The following is a 16,162-nucleotide window of genomic DNA, read 5'->3' as shown; positions in this document are numbered from 1 at the left end:
CATGAAAGCAAACCACATCCTGTGTGCCGGCCTGCTGGCCCTTGTTGCAGCGGGCGCCCAGGCCCAGCACACCGTCTACTTGGGCGGCGCGCATATCGACGTCAATGCCACCATGCCGCCCCTGACCGGCGGTCCGGCCATTCCTGCGCCCGGCGCTCTGCTGCGCATCGGCTCGGCGGACACCCTGGGCTTTGGCTACACCTACCGCTACTCGCCCGAGTGGAGCGCCGAACTGGCCCTGGGCCTGCCGCCTTCGCACAAGGTCTATGGCGCCGGCTTCATCCAGGCATTCGGTCAGATTTCAGTGGTCGAGCAGATGCCGCCCACGGTGTTCGCCAACTACCATTTCGTGAACCTGTGGCAGCGTGTCCAGCCCTTTGTGGGCTTGGGGCTCAACTACACCCGTTTCACCAAGACCCGCAGCACGCCCTCAGGCGACGCTGCTTCCGGTGGACCGACCAGCATCAAGCTGTCGGACTCCTGGGGTCTGGCGGGGCATGTGGGCCTGGTGGTCCAGTATGACAAGCACTGGTCCCTGGTCGCCACCGTGGCCCGCGCCGACGTCAAGAGCGACATGACCGCCGTCACCCAGACCCGTGAAGGTGACATCACGCGCAGCACTCGGATCAACTTCCGCCCCACGGTCTACAGCCTGTCGCTGGGCTACAGCTTCTGATGGGGCTTTGAACCCCGGCGCCCCGGCGCCCATCCCCTGACGATGGGGGAGGCGGCCCGCTTCGGGAGAGGTGGGCCGCTACACTGCACCCATGTCTTTTCTGCTGGCTCTGGATAGTTCCACCGAAACCTTGGTCGTGGCCTTGAGCCGTGAGACCGAACTGCTGGCTCATGAGGGCGAGGGCGGCGCTCGCGCCAGCGAGCAGATGGTGCCGCAGGCCATGGCCCTGCTGGCGCAAGCCGGCATCGGCCTGGCACAGCTGGACGCGATTGCCTTTGCGGCCGGCCCCGGCGCCTTCACGGGCTTGCGCACGGCCTGCGCCGTGGCCCAGGGCCTGGCCTTCGGGGCCGCCAAGCCAGTCCTCCCCCTGGACAGCCTGATGCTGGTGGCCGAGGACTTTCGTCTTCAGCAAGGGGGCGCAGGCCTGTCCGGCCCTTGCTGGGTGCTGATGGATGCCCGGATGAACGAGATCTACGCGGCCGCCTACCAATGGCAGGGTGACCACTGGGAGACGCTGCGCCCGCCCGCCCTGTATGGCCTGATGGCGGTGATCGAAGCCTTGGGGGCGCTGGTGCCCCAGTCCGTCGTTGGCAACGCCTTGAGTGTCTTTGCCCAGGAGCTGTTGCCGGCATTGCCCCCAGGAGTGGCGCAGTCCTCGCAGGCCCGCTCGCGGTCGGCCGCGCTGAGTTCCCTGGCCCGGCAGGCGTGGGCGGCAGGGCGAGCCGTCGACGCAGCCGAAGCCATGCCTGTCTATGTGCGCGACAAGGTCGCCCAGACCACCGCCGAGCGCCTGGCCGCCAAGGGGGTGGCATGAGGCGCGCGACTGCTTCGCCTGTTCGACAAGGCCGGGCCGTGGAGGCTGGCTCGTGAGCGCCTGTCTGGCCCCGTCCCCGTCCCCGTCAGCCCGGCTGCGCCGCATGCAGGTCCAAGACATCGAGGCCGTGCTGGCCATCGAGAACCAGGTCTATGAATTTCCCTGGAGCCACGGCAACTTCATCGACTCCCTCGTCGCCGGTTACGAAGCCTGGCTGCTGGATGACGGGCATGCTGCCGTGGGCTACTTCCTGGCCCTGCAGGGGGTGGATGAAATGCACCTGCTGAACATCAGCGTGGCCCCTGCCGCGCAAGGTCGTGGCCATGCCAGGACCATGCTGGATGCTCTGTGCCGCTTATGCCGACAGTCCGGCTGCCTGCAGCTCTGGCTGGAAGTGCGGCAGAGCAATGAGCGGGCACGCCGGCTGTATCGCCACTACGGTTTCACCGAGGTCGGACAGCGTCGCGCCTACTACCCCGCGGCGCAGGGCCAGCGCGAGGATGCCGTGCTGATGAGCCTGCAACTGCCGGCCCAGCCCTTGGCCACGGAGGACAGGCCATGATCACCCGGGACTGCCACCTGGCTGCGGATCCCGCTCCCCGCGCCGGGAGGATGACCCCATGAGCTGGGATGCTCGCCAACGCGCGATGCTGGAGGCCATGGGCCTCAAGGTCTGGACGCCGCTGCCTGGGCTGAGCGGGTCGGCCGATGGCGCCTCGGAGGGGCCGACTGAAGCTCAGACGGGCGCTCGGTCCGGCGCCCCTGCCGCCATGCGGTCCGGCGTGAGCGCGCCGCTTGCCGTGCAGGCGCGCCCTGCGACGGCCCTCGCGCAGCAGGCTCCCAGTGCGCCGCCTGCGGCCCTCACTGAGGCCTTGGACGGCGCTGCGCCCGTGCCTGTGGTGCCTGTCCGGCAGCCCTTGCGGCCATCGTCCATGGCAGCGGAGCCGCCCGCTGCCAGCGCCGTGCAAGCCCTGCTGCCAGCGGCTCTGCTGGCAGCGCATGGGGAGCGGGTGCAGGCCATTCAGGCCATGGACTGGGCGCAGCTGCATGACAGCGTTGCGTCCTGCCGCGCCTGCGGGCTTTGTGAGGGGCGGCAGCAGACCGTCTTTGGCGTCGGGCACGAGCAGGCGCATTGGATGATCGTGGGCGAGGCTCCTGGCGAGCAGGAGGACCGGCAGGGCGAGCCCTTCGTCGGCCAGGCGGGCAAGCTGCTGGACAACATGCTTCGCGCTCTGGGCCTGGGGCGTGGCAGCGCTGAGGCCGCCCAACAGGTTTTCATTGCCAACACCCTGAAGTGCCGGCCGCCGCGCAACCGCAATCCGGAACCGGCTGAACTGGCCCAGTGTCTGCCCTATCTGCAACGCCAGATCGAGCTGGTGAAGCCCCGCATCATCCTGGCCCTGGGGCGTTTTGCCGTGCAGACCCTTCTGCAGCGCAGCGAGGCCATAGGCCGGCTGCGCGGCCAGGTGCATGACTACCAGGGCATCCCCGTTGTAGTCAGCTATCACCCGGCCTATCTCCTGCGCAACCTGCCTGACAAGGCCCGTGCCTGGGAGGACCTGTGCCTGGCCCGCGCGGTCTACCAGCGGCGGCTGGGCGAAGCGGGAGAAGGCTGATGGCCGAGGGCGACACGGCGCTGGATGCGCTGCAACACGCCCTGCAAGGCGCCCGTGAGGAGGCGCAGATGCTGCGCCTGCTGGCGGACAACGTGCCTGTCCTGATGGCACTTTACGAGGCCCGTACCTTTCATTGCCGCTTCGCCAACCTCGCCTACGCGCGCACCTTCGGGCACACCACCCGCTCGGTGCTGGGCCGGACCTTTGCCGAACTCATCGGTGAAGAGGCCGCACGCCAGATCCAACCCCATGTCGACCAGGTGATGCTGCGCGGCGAGGCCGTGCGCTACGAGCGCCAGATGCAAGGGCCGGACGGGCGTCCGCATTGGCTGGAAGTCAATCTCCTGCCGCAGTTCGCTCCAGGGCAGGGGGCGGGAAGTCCGGTCATCGGGGCCTTTGTGCTGATCAACGACATCAGCGAGCGCCGCAGCGCCGAGGCTGCCCTGCGCGAGTCCGAGGAGCGCCTGGACAAATTCATGCAAGCCACGGTGGAGGGCATCCTGTTCCACAAGGGCGGCATCATCACCGATGCCAATCCGCCGTTGTGCGAACTGGTGGGCTATCGGCTGGATGAGCTGGTGGGCCAGCCGGCGCTGAACTTCGTGGCGCCCGACATGCGGCCCAAGGTCAACAGCGTGATGTTGGCCGGCCAGGAGCTGCGCTACGAATCGGCCATCCTGCACCGCAGTGGCGAGCGCATCCCGGTGGAATTCATCGTTCGCACGCTGGAGCGGCAGGGCGAGCGCCTGCGCATGACCATCATCCGCGACATCCGCGAGCAACTGGCCACCCAGGCCCGCATCCATCACCTGGCTCACCACGATCCCCTGACCCAGCTCCTGAACCGCGCCGCCTTCATGGAGCGCATGCAGGCACGGCTGGGCGAGGCGCATGTGCCTCCGCGCCAACTGGCCCTGCTCTTCATCGACCTGGACAACTTCAAGCGCGTCAACGATTCCCTGGGCCATCTGGAGGGGGACAAGGTTTTGGGCACGGTGGCCGACCGTGTCAGCGCCTGCTTGCGCAGCACGGATCTGGTCGGTCGTTTCGGGGGCGATGAATTCGTTGTGCTGCTGTCCGATGTGCACAGCCGTGCCGACGTGCAGGCGGTGCTGTCTGCCCTGCTGGCGGTGGTGGAGGTGCCCGTGCAGGCGGATGGGCGCGACCTCTCGGTGACGCCCTCCATCGGCGTTGCCATGTATCCCGAGCACGGGGTCAGCGCCGAGGAATTGATCCAGCATGCGGATGCTGCCATGTATCTGGCCAAGGCCAGTGGCCGCGCCAACTACCGCTTCTTCGAGCCTGAGCTCGCCGAGCGTGCCTACGCCGATCTGGTGCTGGAAGCGGAACTGGCCCTGGCCCTGACCCGCGACGAATTCCAGCTCTTCTACCAGCCGCAGGTTGACGCGCGCAGTGGCCAGCTGCGCGGGGCCGAGGCCCTGCTGCGCTGGCGTCATCCGCAGCGCGGCCTGCTGACACCCGATGCCTTCATCGATGTCGCCGAACGCCATCGCCTGATGCTGCCCCTCAGCGAGTGGGTGATGCGGGAGGCCGCGCGCCAGAGCCGGGACTGGCATGAACGCGCCGTCGCCGTCGTGCCCATCGCGGTCAATCTCAGCAGCATGCAGTTCCGTCTGGAGGACTTCGATCGTGTCGTGGCCCTGGTGTTGCAGGATGCGGGCGTGCCTGGGACTTGGCTGGAGCTCGAACTCACGGAACGCATGCTGATGGACGACATCGAGCGTGTGCCGGCGCTCCTGCAGGCACTGCGCGCACTGGGCCTGAGCATCTCCGTCGACGATTTCGGCACGGGCTACACCTCCCTGTCCCATCTTGGCCGCCTGCCGGTGGACAAGCTCAAGATCGACCAGAGCTTCGTGGCCGGCCTGCCCGGCGACCGCAAGGCCGAGGCCATCACGCGGGCCATCGTGCAAATGGGCCTGGGCCTGGGGTTGCAGGTGAGCGCCGAGGGGGTGAGGGACCCTCAGCAGGCGCGCCTGCTGGGTGAATGGGGCTGCCACAGCCTGCAGGGCGAGCTGATCGGGCCGCCCATGCCTGCAGCCGATTTCGAGCGCTGGCTGGCCACGCGTCAGCCGCCGCGCTGAGCACCTTCGCCCAGCAGTCCGGCACTCTGCGTAGAGGGCGGTGGGGCTGAGGCCTCCTTGCGAAGCCCTGGGACGGGCCTTGCGGGCCGGGTCTCTACAATGCCGGCATGTCTGCGAACGAAAGCTCCAGGCAGCAGGACGCCGAGGCCGGCACCCCCCTGCTGAACCTGATCCGCGAACGACTGGCCGTTGAGGGCTGGTGGCCCTTCGATCACTTCATGAGCACCGCCCTCTATGCGCCGGTGCATGGTTACTACAGCGGCGGCCGCCAGAAGTTCGGCCTGTTGCCGGACAGCGGGTCTGACTTCGTCACCGCACCGGAGTTGTCGCCGCTCTTCGGCCAGGCCCTGGCTGTCCAGGTAGCTCAGGCCTTGAGCCAGACGGCGACGGATGAAGTCTGGGAGTTCGGTGCTGGCACGGGTGCGCTGGCGGAGCAGTTGCTCTCGACGCTGGGTGATGCCGTGCGCCGTTATGTGATCGTCGACCTCTCCGGCAACTTGCGCGCGCGTCAAGCCGAGCGCCTGCGTCCCTGGGCCCACAAGCTGGTCTGGCTGGATACCCTGCCGGAGCGCTTCAGCGGCGTGGTGGTGGGGAACGAGGTGCTGGATGCCATGCCTGTGCAGCTCCTCCGCTATGACGGCCGGCAATGGCTGGAACGCGGCGTGGTTGGCGAAGGCGAGGGCCTGGCCTGGGCCGACAGGCCGACGACCCTGCAGCCCCCGTACGCGCCGCCTGACGGCTTTATGCCGGGCTTCCTCACTGAACTCCACGCCCAGGCCGAGGCCTTTGTACGCACGCTGGCGGGCCAACTGGAACGCGGGGCAGCCTTCTTCATTGACTACGGCTTCCCCGAGAGCGAGTACTACCACCCTCAGCGCAGCGGCGGCACGCTGATGTGCCACTATCTGCACCAGGCGGATCCGGATCCCCTGCAGCGAGTCGGGGACAAGGACATCACCGCCCATATCAACTTCACCGGCATCGCCCTGGCCGGGCAGGACGCGGGCCTGCAGGTGCTGGGCTATACCAGCCAGGCAAATTTCCTCATCAACTGCGGCCTGATTGAGCTGATGGCCCAGGCCTCGCTGCCGGCGCGCACCATGGCGCACAAGCTGCTGGCTGAGCATGAGATGGGTGAGCTGTTCAAGGTGATCGGCTTCGCGGCGGGCCCCGAGTTCGAAGCCATCGGCTTCGCAAGAGGCGATCGAAGCCACACGCTCTGAAGGCCGCGGCAGTGCCATGCCTGCGGCGCAGCCCGAGGATCAGCCCAGGGTCTTCAATACGTCCAGCCGCGCTTGCTGAATGGCCTTGCCTATGGCCGGGCCCTGCAGGCCGCGGGCGATGGCCTGGGCACTGATGGCGCCCTGATCCAGCGCCTGCAGGCATTGCAGATCTGCGCTGAGCCGCTCTCGCTGCGGATAGGGGCGGGTCTCCAGCCCGGTGCGACCGCGGGCATCGCATTCGCAGGCCTGCAGCAACTGCTCGAAACGCTCCGGGCGGCGCCATGCGTCGCAGCGGTCCAGCAGGCGCAGGCGGGCCTCAGGGCTGAATCCCGCGCTCTGGTGCACATGGGTATGCTCGCGCGCCACCAGCTCGGCCAGCTCCCGGGCCTCGTTGGGTACGCGCCAGCGCTGGCTCAGCGCGCGGCTGAGCCGCTCGCTGCGCACCTCGTGGGCAATGTGGCGAGGCCACTCTGCGGGAGGCGTCGTGCCCTTGCCCAGGTCGTGGCACAGGCAGGCGTAGCGCACGGCCAGCGGGGTGTCCAGGCGAGCGCATTGGTCCAGCACCAGCAGCAGATGCAGGCCGGTATCGATCTCAGGATGGTGCAGCTCGGGCTGCGGGACTCCGAAGAGCCGGTCGAGTTCCGGTGCAAGGCGGGCGAGGGCACCGCATTCGCGCAGGACCTCGATCATGCGCGAGGGCCGCGCCTCCATCAGTCCGCGGGACAGTTCCTGCCAGACGCGCTCGGCCACCAGGGCGTCCACCTCGCCGGCATCGACCATGGACCGCATCAAGACAAGGGTCTCGGGGGCCACGCTGAAGTCGTGGAAGCGGGCGGCAAAGCGCGCCAGCCTCAGGATGCGCACCGGGTCTTCGGCAAAGGCGGGCGAGACATGTCGCAGGCAGCGCGCCGCCAGGTCGCGCTGGCCACCGTGCGGATCGATCAGTTGCCCGCGCGCGTCCTGGGCCATGGCATTGATGGTGAGGTCGCGCCGGCTCAGGTCCTGCTCCAGGGTGACGTCGGGCGCCGCATGGATGCTGAAGCCGTGGTAGCCCGGCGCCGTCTTGCGCTCGGTGCGGGCCAGGGCATACTCCTCGTGGCTCTGGGGATGAAGAAAGACCGGGAAGTCCTTGCCCACCGGCTGGAAGCCTCGGTCCAGCATGTCCTGCGGGGTGGCGCCCACCACGACCCAGTCGCGATCGCTGACCGGGCGGCCCAGCAGGCGGTCACGGACGGCGCCGCCGACTTCGTAGATCTCCATGGTGCCGACTTCAGCCCTGCGCCAGCAGCTTCTCGATCAGGGCGTGCAGTGCGTCGAAGTCCGGCTCACCAACGAAGCGTTTCACGATCTCGCCGCGCTTGTTGATCAGCACAGTGGTGGGGGTCAGGCGCACATCACCGAATTGCCGGGCGATCTCGCCGGTGTTGTCGATGGCGACGCTGAAGGGCAACTTGCGGGTTTCGGCGAACGTGGAAACATAGGCCGGGGGGTCATAGCTCATGGCCACGGCCAGGGTGTCGAAGCCACGCTGCTTGAACTTTTCATGGGTGGCGATGATCTGCGGCATCTCGCGTACGCAGGTCGTGCAACTGGTGGCCCAGAAATTCACCAGCATCACCTTCCCTTGCCAGTTCGTGGAGTCCAGCTTCTGTCCGTTGAGCAGCACATAGCTGACAGCGGGTGCCTTCTGGGTCATGAGCAGGCTTTGGTAGCCGAGCACGCCGGCACCCATGAGGGCGGCGGCAAGAAGAGCTGGAATGACGAAGCGGCGCATGGCAGGCGGCATCAGGGTGGCAGGCGGTGAGTGTAGGCCAGCGGGAGGCGTCCCGGGCTGCGCAGGGACAAGGCACGTTTGATCAGGGCGACGCGGCAGGGGGGCTGGTACGGGCCGGGCATGGAAGCCAGATCGGCCAGCGGCCGGTCCATGCCGAAGCCGCAGCGAACCCGCGCTGCTGCACCGGAGGGCGCCGTGGATCCGGTGCGAACTTACAGCGATTTCGACAGCTCGAACAGCAGCATTGCGGGCAGGGCTTCAGCCAGGCTGCTTCGGGCGATGCGCGCCATGCCATCGGCCGTGGCGCTGGAGAGCTGGGTGAGCTGTGCACTGTCCTGGACCTCGATGAAGCAGAAGTCTGCCACGTCGCGGACGATGCCCGTCTTGAGCGCTTCGAGTTCGCTGCCGCGCTGTGAGCTCTCAAAGATCACAGCATGTGGCAGGCCCTCCATGCAGAAGTGCTGGGCTTCAGCCATGGTGTTGACCACATCGATGATCAGGCCCATGTGCCGCACGGCATCCTGGATCTGCCCGCGCAGCTCGCGCCGTGGCGAGACGATCAGCAGATGACTGCCTGCCAGTGGCTTGGAGTTGGAGGAGTTGGCGAACTCCCGGGCGTCAGGCATGCCCCAGCCTTCCGCCGGTTCCGGCTGAGGCGCGCCGGGCTCGTCCAGCAGCGTGTGCGGGAACTCCAGGGTCAGCTCGGTAATGCCCGCCTCGTGCTCGCGCAGGGGCTGCAGGCCCATGGTCAGCGCCGTCTGCTCCAGCAGTCGCCAGGCCAGCGAATTCACCGCTGCCGGCAAATCCTCTTCCTGGGGCTCGTCGACCAGATCCAGAGATCGGTGCGCAAAACGGCAACTCAGCCGGGCGCGTGCTGGCCAGGGGCTGAGGTCCAGGCGGAAGTCCACCGATGAATGGGTGCAGGCCAGTGCCCAGTCCAGCAGGGCGTTGAGCAGGGCGAAGAGCAGGGCGCCATCGCCCAGCACGTCGGCCGGCTTGAGCATCTGACGGATCTGTATGCCGCGGGCCAGGGCCTCGCGACTGCGGTGGGCCAGCACGCCGCGCAGCATCTGGGTGAGTTGCAGCCGTTCCTTGGACAGCCGCAGCTTGCCTGAGGCCAGGCGCGCCAACTGCTGCCCCATCATGCCGGCCTCGCGGGCCTGGCTGACGCCTTCGCGCAGGGCTCGCAGGCTCTGGCGGTCGATTTGGCCGGTGGCAATGAGGGTGTGAATGCGCTCCAGCGCCTGGCTCAGCGGGCCTGCGATCTCGGCCCCCAGTTGCTGCACGATGTCCGCCCAGGCCGCGGAGTCGGCGCTGGCCGTCGCGGCGTGGGTGAGGGACTGCGGGCTGGGCGGCATGAGGGCTATGGTTGGATTCCTGCGGATGACGGATGTCAATCCGGTCTGGTCTGCCATGGTTGGCAGTCTGGCCTGCAGCGTCCATCCCGTGACTCGGGGGCGGCGGCGGCCGCCCTTCAGCATTGTGAAAGCCGGTGCCGCCAGCAGGGCGGGGGCGGCCCTTCCCTCAGCCTGGGGGCGCCGTCACGATTTGACGCGGTCCTGGGCGGCGGCCAGCAGGCAGTCCAGCAGGGACTCAGGGGCGCTGATCATGGCGTCGTGCCCGGTGGCGATCTCGTCAACGGTCCAGCCTGGCTCGCTGCGCACGCGCTCGCGGCTGGCGGCAATGGTGGCCAGGGCGGGTTGCGTGCAGTCGATGAAGCGGCGTGGCAGGCGGGCCCAGCGCTCGGCGTCGTAGTGCAGGGGCTGGTCATAGACGCCGCCTGGGTGGGCGGTCTGGCGGCGCTCCACCCAGGCAGCGTCGTCAGCCTCGAGGCCGAAGAGGCTGGGCGGCGCCGGCGGCAGTACGCCTTGCTCGGCGATGAGGGCGCGGCGCTGGGCCTGCGTGTCCGGGCTGTGTCGGCTGGACCAGGCATCGCCCGGCCATGGCACCACGGCGTCCAGATAGACCAACTGACCGATGCGACCCGGCAATCGGTCGGCCACGCCCGTGATCACCATGCCGGCATAACTGTGGCCGACCAGGATGCAGTGCTGCAGCTCCTCGGCCTCAATCACGGCGGCCACGTCCTGGATGTGGGTGTCCAGGGTGATGCCAGAGGGGCCGGCATGCACGCGTTCGCCCACGCCGCTGAGGCTCACCGCAAATGCCCGGTGCCCGGCCGCCCAGAGGGCCGGCAGGATACGCTTCCAGCACCAGGCCCCGTGCCAGGCGCCGTGGACCAGGACGAAGTCGCTGCCACGGGGGTGGGCCTCTGGCGGGCGGTCCTGTCCCGCAGGCGTGTCCTGTTGCGCCGCGGCAGATCGGGTGGGGGTGCTCATCCAATTACTCCTTGCTCGCGCAGGGCCTGGACCTCGGCGTCCGAGAGCCCGGCTTCGCCCAGCAGCTCGTCCGTGTGCTGGCCCAGCAACGGTGGTGGGTGGCGGTACTGCACGGGTGTGGCAGACAGCTTGATGGGATTGGCCACCACCTGCAACTGCTCGCTCAATGGGTGAGCCATGGGCACGATCATGCCGCGGGCCTGGACCTGCGGGTCGGCGAAGACTTCGTCCAGGTTGTTGATGGCACCGCAAGGCACCTTGGCTGCCTCCAACTGGCTCAGCCAGTGCTGGCGCGTTTGCAGGCGCAACGCGGCGGCGATCAGTGGCACCAGCACAGCGCGGTGGCGCACGCGGTCGGCGTTGTGCAGGAAGCGCGGGTCGGTGGCCCACTCGGGATGGCCGGCGATCTCGCAGAACTTGGCGTACTGCTTGTCATTGCCCACGGCGAGGATCAGGTGACCGTCGCGGGTCTCGAAGACCTGATAGGGCACGATGTTCGCATGGGCGTTGCCCATGCGGCCCGGCGCCTTGCCAGTGCAGAGATAGTTGGCGCCCAGATTGGCCAGCATGGCCACCTGCGTGTCCAGCAAGGCCATGTCGATGACCTGGCCCTGGCCGGTGAGGTCCCGGTGACGCAATGCGGCCAGGATGGCCACCGTCGAATAAAGCCCGGTGAACAGGTCTGCCACCGCGACCCCTACCTTTTGAGGTCCGCCGCCGGGCTGGTCGTCGCGCTCGCCAGTCACGCTCATCAAGCCGCCGATGCCTTGGATGGCGTAGTCGTAGCCGGCGCGGTCCCGGTAGGGGCCGGTCTGGCCGAAGCCGGTGATGGAGCACACCACCAGTCCGGGCTTGAGTGCCAGCAGGCTCTGGGCATCCAGGCCGTAGCGGGCGAGGTCGCCGACCTTGAAGTTCTCCACCAGCACATCGGCCTGCTGCACCAGTTTGCGGATCAGTGCCTGGCCATCGGGATGGGCGATGTCGACGGTGATGGAGCGCTTGTTGCGGTTGGCGCCCAGGAAGTAGGCGGCTTCGCCGCTGTCCCCGCCATCCGGCGTCTTGAGATAGGGAGGTCCCCAGGCGCGGGTGTCGTCGCCGCTGTCAGGGCGTTCGACCTTGATGACGTTGGCGCCGAGGTCGGCCAGGGTCTGGGTGCACCAGGGGCCGGCCAGCACGCGGGACAGGTCCAGCACGGTGACGCCGCTGAGGGCGCCGGGCGGCAGGGCCGCCAGGGAGGGGGTCGGGTCTTGCATGGCCGGATTGTGCCCCCCGGCGGGCCGCTGCCACCCCTCGATAATGCGAGGATGACGCTGCTCAAGACGCTCCCGCGTGCCGGTTTGCTGGCCCCCCTGTTGCTGATGGGGGCCTGCGCGCCTTCGCTGAACTGGCGCGAGGTACGGCCCGAGGGCAGCGGCGCTGAGCTGATGTTCCCCTGCAAGCCCGAGCAGGCTCGCCGACCCGCCAGTGCGCAGGAGCCGGCCGTGGGGCTGGCGGCTTGCCGGGCGACGGAGCTGAGCTTCTCGCTGAGCTGGTCCGAGATGCCTCGTCCGGACATGGTGGGACCGGCGCTGCGCGCCATGGGCGATGGCTTGCGCCAGCGCCTGCAGACCCCTGAGGCAGCCTGGCAGGCTGCCCAGGTGCAAGGCATGACGCCGCGCCCGGAGTCTGGCCAGCAGGCGCTGTCCGGCCCCGGGCAGAAGGCGCGCCAGGCCCTTTTTTCCAGGGGATTGAAGGTTTATCAGCTGGTCATGATGGGCCCCAGGGATGACGAGGCCGCCTGGCAGAATTTCCTGGCTTCGGTGAGATTGCCTGAGTGAGGGGCTTGCCCTGGTCCTGGTCGGAGCCTTGCCCACTGATAATGCCCCCATGACCGGCTTGCTGCTCATCGCCCATGCCCCACTGGCCTCGGCCCTCAAGGCCGTGGCGGAACATACCTTTCCCCATTGCGCGACCCAGCTGTCCGTACTGGATGTGACCACGGACATGTCGGCAGATGAGGTCGAGCAGCGCGGTCGCGCGCTGATGCTGCAGGCGGGCCACGAGGACGTGCTGGTGCTGACCGACGTCTTTGGCGCGACGCCCAGCAACGCCGCGCAGCGCCTGGCCGACGCCCAGGGGCATGTGCGGGTGCTCAGCGGTGTCAACGTCCCCATGCTGTGGCGCAGCCTCTGCTATGCCCATGAGCCGCTGGCAGCGCTTGTGCAGCGCGCCAGCCAGGGCGCCACGCAGGGCGTGGTGCTCAGTGAATTGCCCTCCAACCCCGCGGACCGATGATCAAGACGACCCTCACCATCAGCAACAAGCTGGGCCTGCATGCCCGCGCATCGGCCAAGCTGACCAAGCTGGCAGGCGCCTATCAATGTGAGGTCTTCCTGAGTCGAGGCACTCGCCGGGTCAACGCCAAGAGCATCATGGGCGTCATGATGCTGGCTGCCGGGATCGGCACTCAGGTCGAGCTGGAAACCGACGGCCCGGACGAGCAGGCTGCCCAGGATGCCATCGCGGCCCTCGTCAACGACAAGTTCGGCGAAGGCGAGTGATCCAGCGGGCGTCTGGCAGGGCCAGGCGCCTCTTGCCTGATGCTCAGGACGCCGCGCCCAGGAAGTGGCGGCGGTAGCGGGCCGGCAGGTCGTCGATGCGCATGAGCATGGGCAGGTCGGCCGTATTGAAGTCCGGATCCCAGGCCGGACGTCCGAGGATGCGTGCTCCGCAGCGCAGATAGCCCTTGATCAGCGGCGGCGGCTCCACCGGCAGGTCCTGTCTCAGCTCATCCACGGGCAGCGCCAGCTTCGGCGTCACCTGCCACTGCTGGGGTGCCATGTGGCTGTCCTTGAGCTGGTGCCAGAGGCTGGCGGCGTAGTGGCCGCCGTCGCGCATGCTGACGCTGGCGCAGCCGATCATGGTGTCCAGCTGGTTGCGCACCATGAACTCTGCCAGGGCCCCCCATAGCGCCATGATGGCTCCGCCGGAGCGGTGTTCGGCATGCACGCAGGAGCGACCCAGCTCCACCATGCGGGGGCGCAGGGCCTGAAGCGGTGCGAGGTCAAACTCCGTCTCGCTGTACAGCCCGCCAGCGCGCAACGCCGCTTCCGGCGTCAGCACGCGGTAGGTACCGATCACCTGTGCGTGATGGCCGTCCGCGGAGACGGAGCGCACCAGTAGATGCTCGCAGAAGGGGTCAAAGGCGTCGATGTCATGGCCGGCGGGTGCTTCTGCCGGGAGGCTGAGCCGGGCGCCCATTTCCTCGACGAAGACCTCGTACCTCAGACGTTGGGCGGCCCGGATCTCTTCGGGCGTGCACGCCCAGGCCACGTCCAGGCGAGGCTTGCCCTCACCCGTGCCTGCAGTCGGCTGCGCAGCGTCTGGAAGTGACCTCCGTTCCGCCTTGGGCGGCCGGATTTCCGAGAAAGGCAGGGTGGGCAGGGGGATGTCCCTCATGGGTGGCCTCGTCGTGCTGTGACGGTCGCCATGCTCGGCGCTGGGCGTGACGTGCCCGTGACTGCTTCTTGACGTTGACATGACAGGCCTGGAGCGGCACTTTGCCCGTTTGGCTCAGGAGTGCGGCTGCTACAGTCGGCGCATGAGTTTTCAGGTCTTCGGCATTCCTGTGTCTCGGGGTGTGGCCATCGGTCGCGCCGTGCTGGTGGCATCCAGCCGCGTGGACGTGGCCCACTACTTCATCGACCCGGCCCATGTGCCCAGTGAGATCAAGCGCGCGCTGCGGGCTCGCGATGAGGTCGCCCGCGAGCTGGAGTCGCTCAAGGAAGACATGCCTGAGGATGCCCCCCACGAATTGGCGGCCCTGCTGGATGTGCACCTGATGCTGCTGCACGACGAGGCCTTGCTGGGGGCGACGCGGCAGTGGATCGTCGAGCGTCACTACAACGCCGAGTGGGCGCTGTCAGCCCAACTGGAAGTGCTGGCGCGGCAGTTCGACGAAATGGAAGACGACTACCTGCGCGAGCGCAAGGCGGACCTGGAGCAGGTGGTGGAACGCCTGCTGGGTGCCATGGCCGCTGAGCAGGGCGGGGCGAAGGTCGGCGCGGCCCAGGTGGTGCAGCGTGACTTCGCCGGAGAGGATCCGCTGTTGCTCGTCGCGGCCGACATTGCTCCGGCCGACATGATGCAGTTCAAGCGCAGCGTGTTCCATGGTTTCATCACCGACATCGGTGGCAAGACCTCGCACACGGCCATCGTCGCGCGCAGCATGGACATCCCTGCGGTGGTCGGCACCCGAGAGGCCTCGCGCCTGATCCGCCAGGACGACTGGGTCATCATTGACGGAGACAGCGGCGTCGTCATCGTCAACCCCTCTCCCATCGTGCTCGAGGAATACCGCTTCCGGCAGCGTCAGAGCGAGCTGGAGCGTGCACGACTGGCTCGCCTGCGCCATACGCCTGCGGTCACGCTGGATGGTGAGCGCATCGAGCTGCATGCCAATATCGAGCTGCCGGCGGATGCTGCGGCAGCGGTGGAGGCCGGCGCCACTGGCGTGGGCTTGTTCCGCAGCGAGTTCCTCTTCATGAACCGCGATGGAGAGCTGCCCAGCGAGGAAGAGCAGTTCCAGGCCTACAAGGCGGCAGTGGAGGCCATGAAGGGCATGCCAGTCACCATCCGCACGGTCGACGTGGGCGCGGACAAGCCTTTGGAGCGCTTGTCTGCCAACGAACTGCGCCATGAGCATGTGCTCAACCCGGCAATGGGCTTGCGGGCCATCCGCTGGAGCCTGGCCGAGCCCAGCATGTTCCGGCAGCAGCTCCGCGCTATCTACCGGGCGAGTGCCTTCGGCAAGATCCGCCTGCTGATTCCCATGGTCGCCCACCTCAGCGAGATACGGCAGATCCTCGACACGCTCAGGCGCGTCAAGCAGCAACTGGATGACAACGGACAGCCTTACACCCAGGTGGAGCTGGGCGTCATGATCGAGATCCCGGCGGCAGCGGTGATGCTGCCTTTGCTGCTGCCTCATGTGGACTTCGTGTCCATTGGCACCAATGACCTCATCCAGTACACCCTGGCCATCGACCGGGCCGATGAAGCCGTGGCCCATCTGTACGACCCCTGGCATCCGGCGGTGCTGCAGTTGATCGCCAGCTCGATCTCGCAAGCGCGCGCGGCGGGCAAGTCGGTCAGCGTCTGTGGCGAAATGGCAGGCGACGCAGTATTCACCGACCTGCTGCTGGCCATGGGGCTGCGCAACTTCTCCATGCACCCATCTCAGATTCCCTCGGTCAAGCAGCGCATCTTGCGGGCTGATTCGCAGAAGTTGAAGGCGGCGTTGCCCGCCATACTCTCTAGCGAGGATCCGGAGAAGACCGCAAGCTTGGCCTTCGCGGCGAACTCCCAGCGCATGCACTGATGGCCTCGCCAAGGGGCCCCGCAAGAATTTCTGTCGAATCTCTTGCTCTGGTCTAAAAAGCTGTGCTACAGTCTAAGGCTTCGCTGCTGATGCAGTGCTTCGAAACGAAGCGCGAATTAGCGGTGGGGCGCAGAAGGGTTTCGATCCTGATGCGCGGCGAGATCTGAATGTTTCGCCAGGCGTTGAAAGCTGTTGAAAAACAAATTTCAAAAAACGCTTGACGATACGAAAGAAATTCAGTCATAATCTCGCTTCT

17 protein-coding genes are annotated in these 16,162 nt (G+C 67.5%); 10 read left to right on the top strand and 7 right to left on the bottom strand.

Annotated elements, in window-relative coordinates:
* Position 1 precedes the first annotated feature (1 nt).
* The 6 genes from ACS5PK_RS17510 (at position 2) to ACS5PK_RS17485 (ending at position 6,434) form a co-directional block, all read left to right on the top strand.
* Positions 2-676 (top strand): OmpW/AlkL family protein, encoded by a 675-nt coding sequence (locus tag ACS5PK_RS17510; protein ID WP_439441546.1) that lies wholly within the window; start codon positions 2-4, stop codon positions 674-676.
* Between the two features lie 91 nt (positions 677-767).
* Positions 768-1,490, top strand: coding sequence for a tRNA (adenosine(37)-N6)-threonylcarbamoyltransferase complex dimerization subunit type 1 TsaB (gene tsaB, locus ACS5PK_RS17505; protein WP_439441545.1), 723 nt, complete (start codon positions 768-770; stop codon positions 1,488-1,490).
* A 103-nt stretch (positions 1,491-1,593) separates the two neighbouring features.
* Positions 1,594-2,052: a ribosomal protein S18-alanine N-acetyltransferase gene (gene rimI / locus ACS5PK_RS17500; protein WP_439441544.1), complete on the top strand. Its 459-nt coding sequence runs from the start codon at positions 1,594-1,596 to the stop codon at positions 2,050-2,052.
* A 58-nt stretch (positions 2,053-2,110) separates the two neighbouring features.
* Positions 2,111-3,106 carry a uracil-DNA glycosylase gene (locus ACS5PK_RS17495; RefSeq protein ID WP_439441543.1) on the top strand — a complete coding sequence of 332 codons (996 nt, stop codon included), beginning with the start codon at positions 2,111-2,113 and terminating at the stop codon, positions 3,104-3,106.
* Positions 3,106-5,211, top strand: coding sequence for a putative bifunctional diguanylate cyclase/phosphodiesterase (locus tag ACS5PK_RS17490; protein ID WP_439441542.1), 2,106 nt, complete (start codon positions 3,106-3,108; stop codon positions 5,209-5,211). The genes ACS5PK_RS17495 and ACS5PK_RS17490 overlap by 1 nt, the downstream gene beginning before the upstream one ends.
* Before the next feature lie 107 nt (positions 5,212-5,318).
* Complete coding sequence (locus tag ACS5PK_RS17485) at positions 5,319-6,434, top strand: class I SAM-dependent methyltransferase (protein WP_439441541.1); 1,116 nt, start codon at positions 5,319-5,321, stop codon at positions 6,432-6,434.
* Positions 6,435-6,473: 39 nt separating this feature from the next.
* Here the strand turns inward: ACS5PK_RS17485 and ACS5PK_RS17480 are convergent, their stop codons facing one another.
* From ACS5PK_RS17480 to ACS5PK_RS17460, 5 genes are all read right to left on the bottom strand, one after another.
* A complete protein-coding gene (locus ACS5PK_RS17480; RefSeq protein ID WP_439441540.1) occupies positions 6,474-7,694 on the bottom strand; it encodes a multifunctional CCA addition/repair protein in 1,221 nt (406 codons plus the stop codon).
* A 10-nt stretch (positions 7,695-7,704) separates the two neighbouring features.
* Positions 7,705-8,208, bottom strand: a complete 504-nt coding sequence (locus ACS5PK_RS17475) for a TlpA family protein disulfide reductase (RefSeq protein ID WP_439441539.1) — start codon at positions 8,206-8,208, stop codon at positions 7,705-7,707.
* Between the two features lie 212 nt (positions 8,209-8,420).
* Positions 8,421-9,566 carry a hypothetical protein gene (locus tag ACS5PK_RS17470; RefSeq protein WP_439441538.1) on the bottom strand — a complete coding sequence of 382 codons (1,146 nt, stop codon included), beginning with the start codon at positions 9,564-9,566 and terminating at the stop codon, positions 8,421-8,423.
* A 183-nt stretch (positions 9,567-9,749) separates the two neighbouring features.
* Entirely contained in the window at positions 9,750-10,547 is a 798-nt protein-coding gene (locus tag ACS5PK_RS17465; protein ID WP_439441537.1) for an alpha/beta fold hydrolase, read from the bottom strand.
* A complete protein-coding gene (locus ACS5PK_RS17460) occupies positions 10,544-11,800 on the bottom strand; it encodes a CaiB/BaiF CoA transferase family protein (protein WP_439441536.1) in 1,257 nt (418 codons plus the stop codon). The genes ACS5PK_RS17465 and ACS5PK_RS17460 overlap by 4 nt, the downstream gene beginning before the upstream one ends.
* A gap of 51 nt (positions 11,801-11,851) precedes the next feature.
* On the opposite strand from ACS5PK_RS17460, the gene ACS5PK_RS17455 reads away from it, so the two are divergent.
* Genes ACS5PK_RS17455 through ACS5PK_RS17445 form a run of 3 tightly spaced genes read left to right on the top strand, consistent with a single transcriptional unit; the run spans position 11,852 to position 13,087 of the window.
* A complete protein-coding gene (locus ACS5PK_RS17455; RefSeq protein WP_439441535.1) occupies positions 11,852-12,364 on the top strand; it encodes a hypothetical protein in 513 nt (170 codons plus the stop codon).
* Between the two features lie 49 nt (positions 12,365-12,413).
* On the top strand, positions 12,414-12,821 hold the full coding sequence (locus ACS5PK_RS17450; protein ID WP_439441534.1) for a PTS sugar transporter subunit IIA: 408 nt from the start codon (positions 12,414-12,416) through the stop codon (positions 12,819-12,821).
* Positions 12,818-13,087, top strand: coding sequence for an HPr family phosphocarrier protein (locus ACS5PK_RS17445; RefSeq protein ID WP_439441533.1), 270 nt, complete (start codon positions 12,818-12,820; stop codon positions 13,085-13,087). The genes ACS5PK_RS17450 and ACS5PK_RS17445 overlap by 4 nt, the downstream gene beginning before the upstream one ends.
* 43 nt (positions 13,088-13,130) lie before the next feature.
* Here ACS5PK_RS17445 and ACS5PK_RS17440 read toward each other — a convergent pair whose 3' ends face one another.
* Positions 13,131-13,985, bottom strand: coding sequence for a GNAT family N-acetyltransferase (locus ACS5PK_RS17440; protein ID WP_439441532.1), 855 nt, complete (start codon positions 13,983-13,985; stop codon positions 13,131-13,133).
* 142 nt (positions 13,986-14,127) lie between these two features.
* On the opposite strand from ACS5PK_RS17440, the gene ptsP reads away from it, so the two are divergent.
* On the top strand, positions 14,128-15,906 hold the full coding sequence (gene ptsP, locus ACS5PK_RS17435; protein ID WP_439441531.1) for a phosphoenolpyruvate--protein phosphotransferase: 1,779 nt from the start codon (positions 14,128-14,130) through the stop codon (positions 15,904-15,906).
* Between the two features lie 52 nt (positions 15,907-15,958).
* On the opposite strand, the gene ACS5PK_RS17430 is transcribed toward ptsP, so the two are convergent.
* On the bottom strand, positions 15,959-16,162 hold a 204-nt coding region (locus tag ACS5PK_RS17430; protein ID WP_439441530.1), incomplete at its 5' end, for a hypothetical protein.

The sequence above is a fragment of the Roseateles sp. DB2 genome (assembly GCF_051857535.1).
In the GTDB taxonomy this organism is placed as follows: Bacteria; Pseudomonadota; Gammaproteobacteria; order Burkholderiales; family Burkholderiaceae_C; genus Roseateles_B.
Note: the sequence above shows the minus strand (reverse complement) of the source record. Positions and strands in the feature narration are given on the sequence as shown.

What these genes read in the sequence shown, in the direction of transcription:
- ACS5PK_RS17465 (WP_439441537.1), bottom strand. Translation starts at nt 10,547, where the DNA reads ATGAGCACCCCCACCCGATCTGCCGCGGCGCAACAGGACACGCCTGCG.
- rimI (WP_439441544.1), top strand. Translation starts at nt 1,594, where the DNA reads ATGCAGGTCCAAGACATCGAGGCCGTGCTGGCCATCGAGAACCAGGTC.
- ACS5PK_RS17450 (WP_439441534.1), top strand. Translation starts at nt 12,414, where the DNA reads ATGACCGGCTTGCTGCTCATCGCCCATGCCCCACTGGCCTCGGCCCTC.
- ACS5PK_RS17445 (WP_439441533.1), top strand. Translation starts at nt 12,818, where the DNA reads ATGATCAAGACGACCCTCACCATCAGCAACAAGCTGGGCCTGCATGCC.
- ACS5PK_RS17480 (WP_439441540.1), bottom strand. Translation starts at nt 7,694, where the DNA reads ATGGAGATCTACGAAGTCGGCGGCGCCGTCCGTGACCGCCTGCTGGGC.
- ACS5PK_RS17455 (WP_439441535.1), top strand. Translation starts at nt 11,852, where the DNA reads ATGACGCTGCTCAAGACGCTCCCGCGTGCCGGTTTGCTGGCCCCCCTG.
- ACS5PK_RS17470 (WP_439441538.1), bottom strand. Translation starts at nt 9,566, where the DNA reads ATGCCGCCCAGCCCGCAGTCCCTCACCCACGCCGCGACGGCCAGCGCC.
- ACS5PK_RS17510 (WP_439441546.1), top strand. Translation starts at nt 2, where the DNA reads ATGAAAGCAAACCACATCCTGTGTGCCGGCCTGCTGGCCCTTGTTGCA.
- ACS5PK_RS17460 (WP_439441536.1), bottom strand. Translation starts at nt 11,800, where the DNA reads ATGCAAGACCCGACCCCCTCCCTGGCGGCCCTGCCGCCCGGCGCCCTC.
- ACS5PK_RS17475 (WP_439441539.1), bottom strand. Translation starts at nt 8,208, where the DNA reads ATGCGCCGCTTCGTCATTCCAGCTCTTCTTGCCGCCGCCCTCATGGGT.
- ACS5PK_RS17440 (WP_439441532.1), bottom strand. Translation starts at nt 13,985, where the DNA reads ATGAGGGACATCCCCCTGCCCACCCTGCCTTTCTCGGAAATCCGGCCG.
- tsaB (WP_439441545.1), top strand. Translation starts at nt 768, where the DNA reads ATGTCTTTTCTGCTGGCTCTGGATAGTTCCACCGAAACCTTGGTCGTG.
- ACS5PK_RS17485 (WP_439441541.1), top strand. Translation starts at nt 5,319, where the DNA reads ATGTCTGCGAACGAAAGCTCCAGGCAGCAGGACGCCGAGGCCGGCACC.
- ACS5PK_RS17490 (WP_439441542.1), top strand. Translation starts at nt 3,106, where the DNA reads ATGGCCGAGGGCGACACGGCGCTGGATGCGCTGCAACACGCCCTGCAA.
- ACS5PK_RS17495 (WP_439441543.1), top strand. Translation starts at nt 2,111, where the DNA reads ATGAGCTGGGATGCTCGCCAACGCGCGATGCTGGAGGCCATGGGCCTC.
- ptsP (WP_439441531.1), top strand. Translation starts at nt 14,128, where the DNA reads ATGAGTTTTCAGGTCTTCGGCATTCCTGTGTCTCGGGGTGTGGCCATC.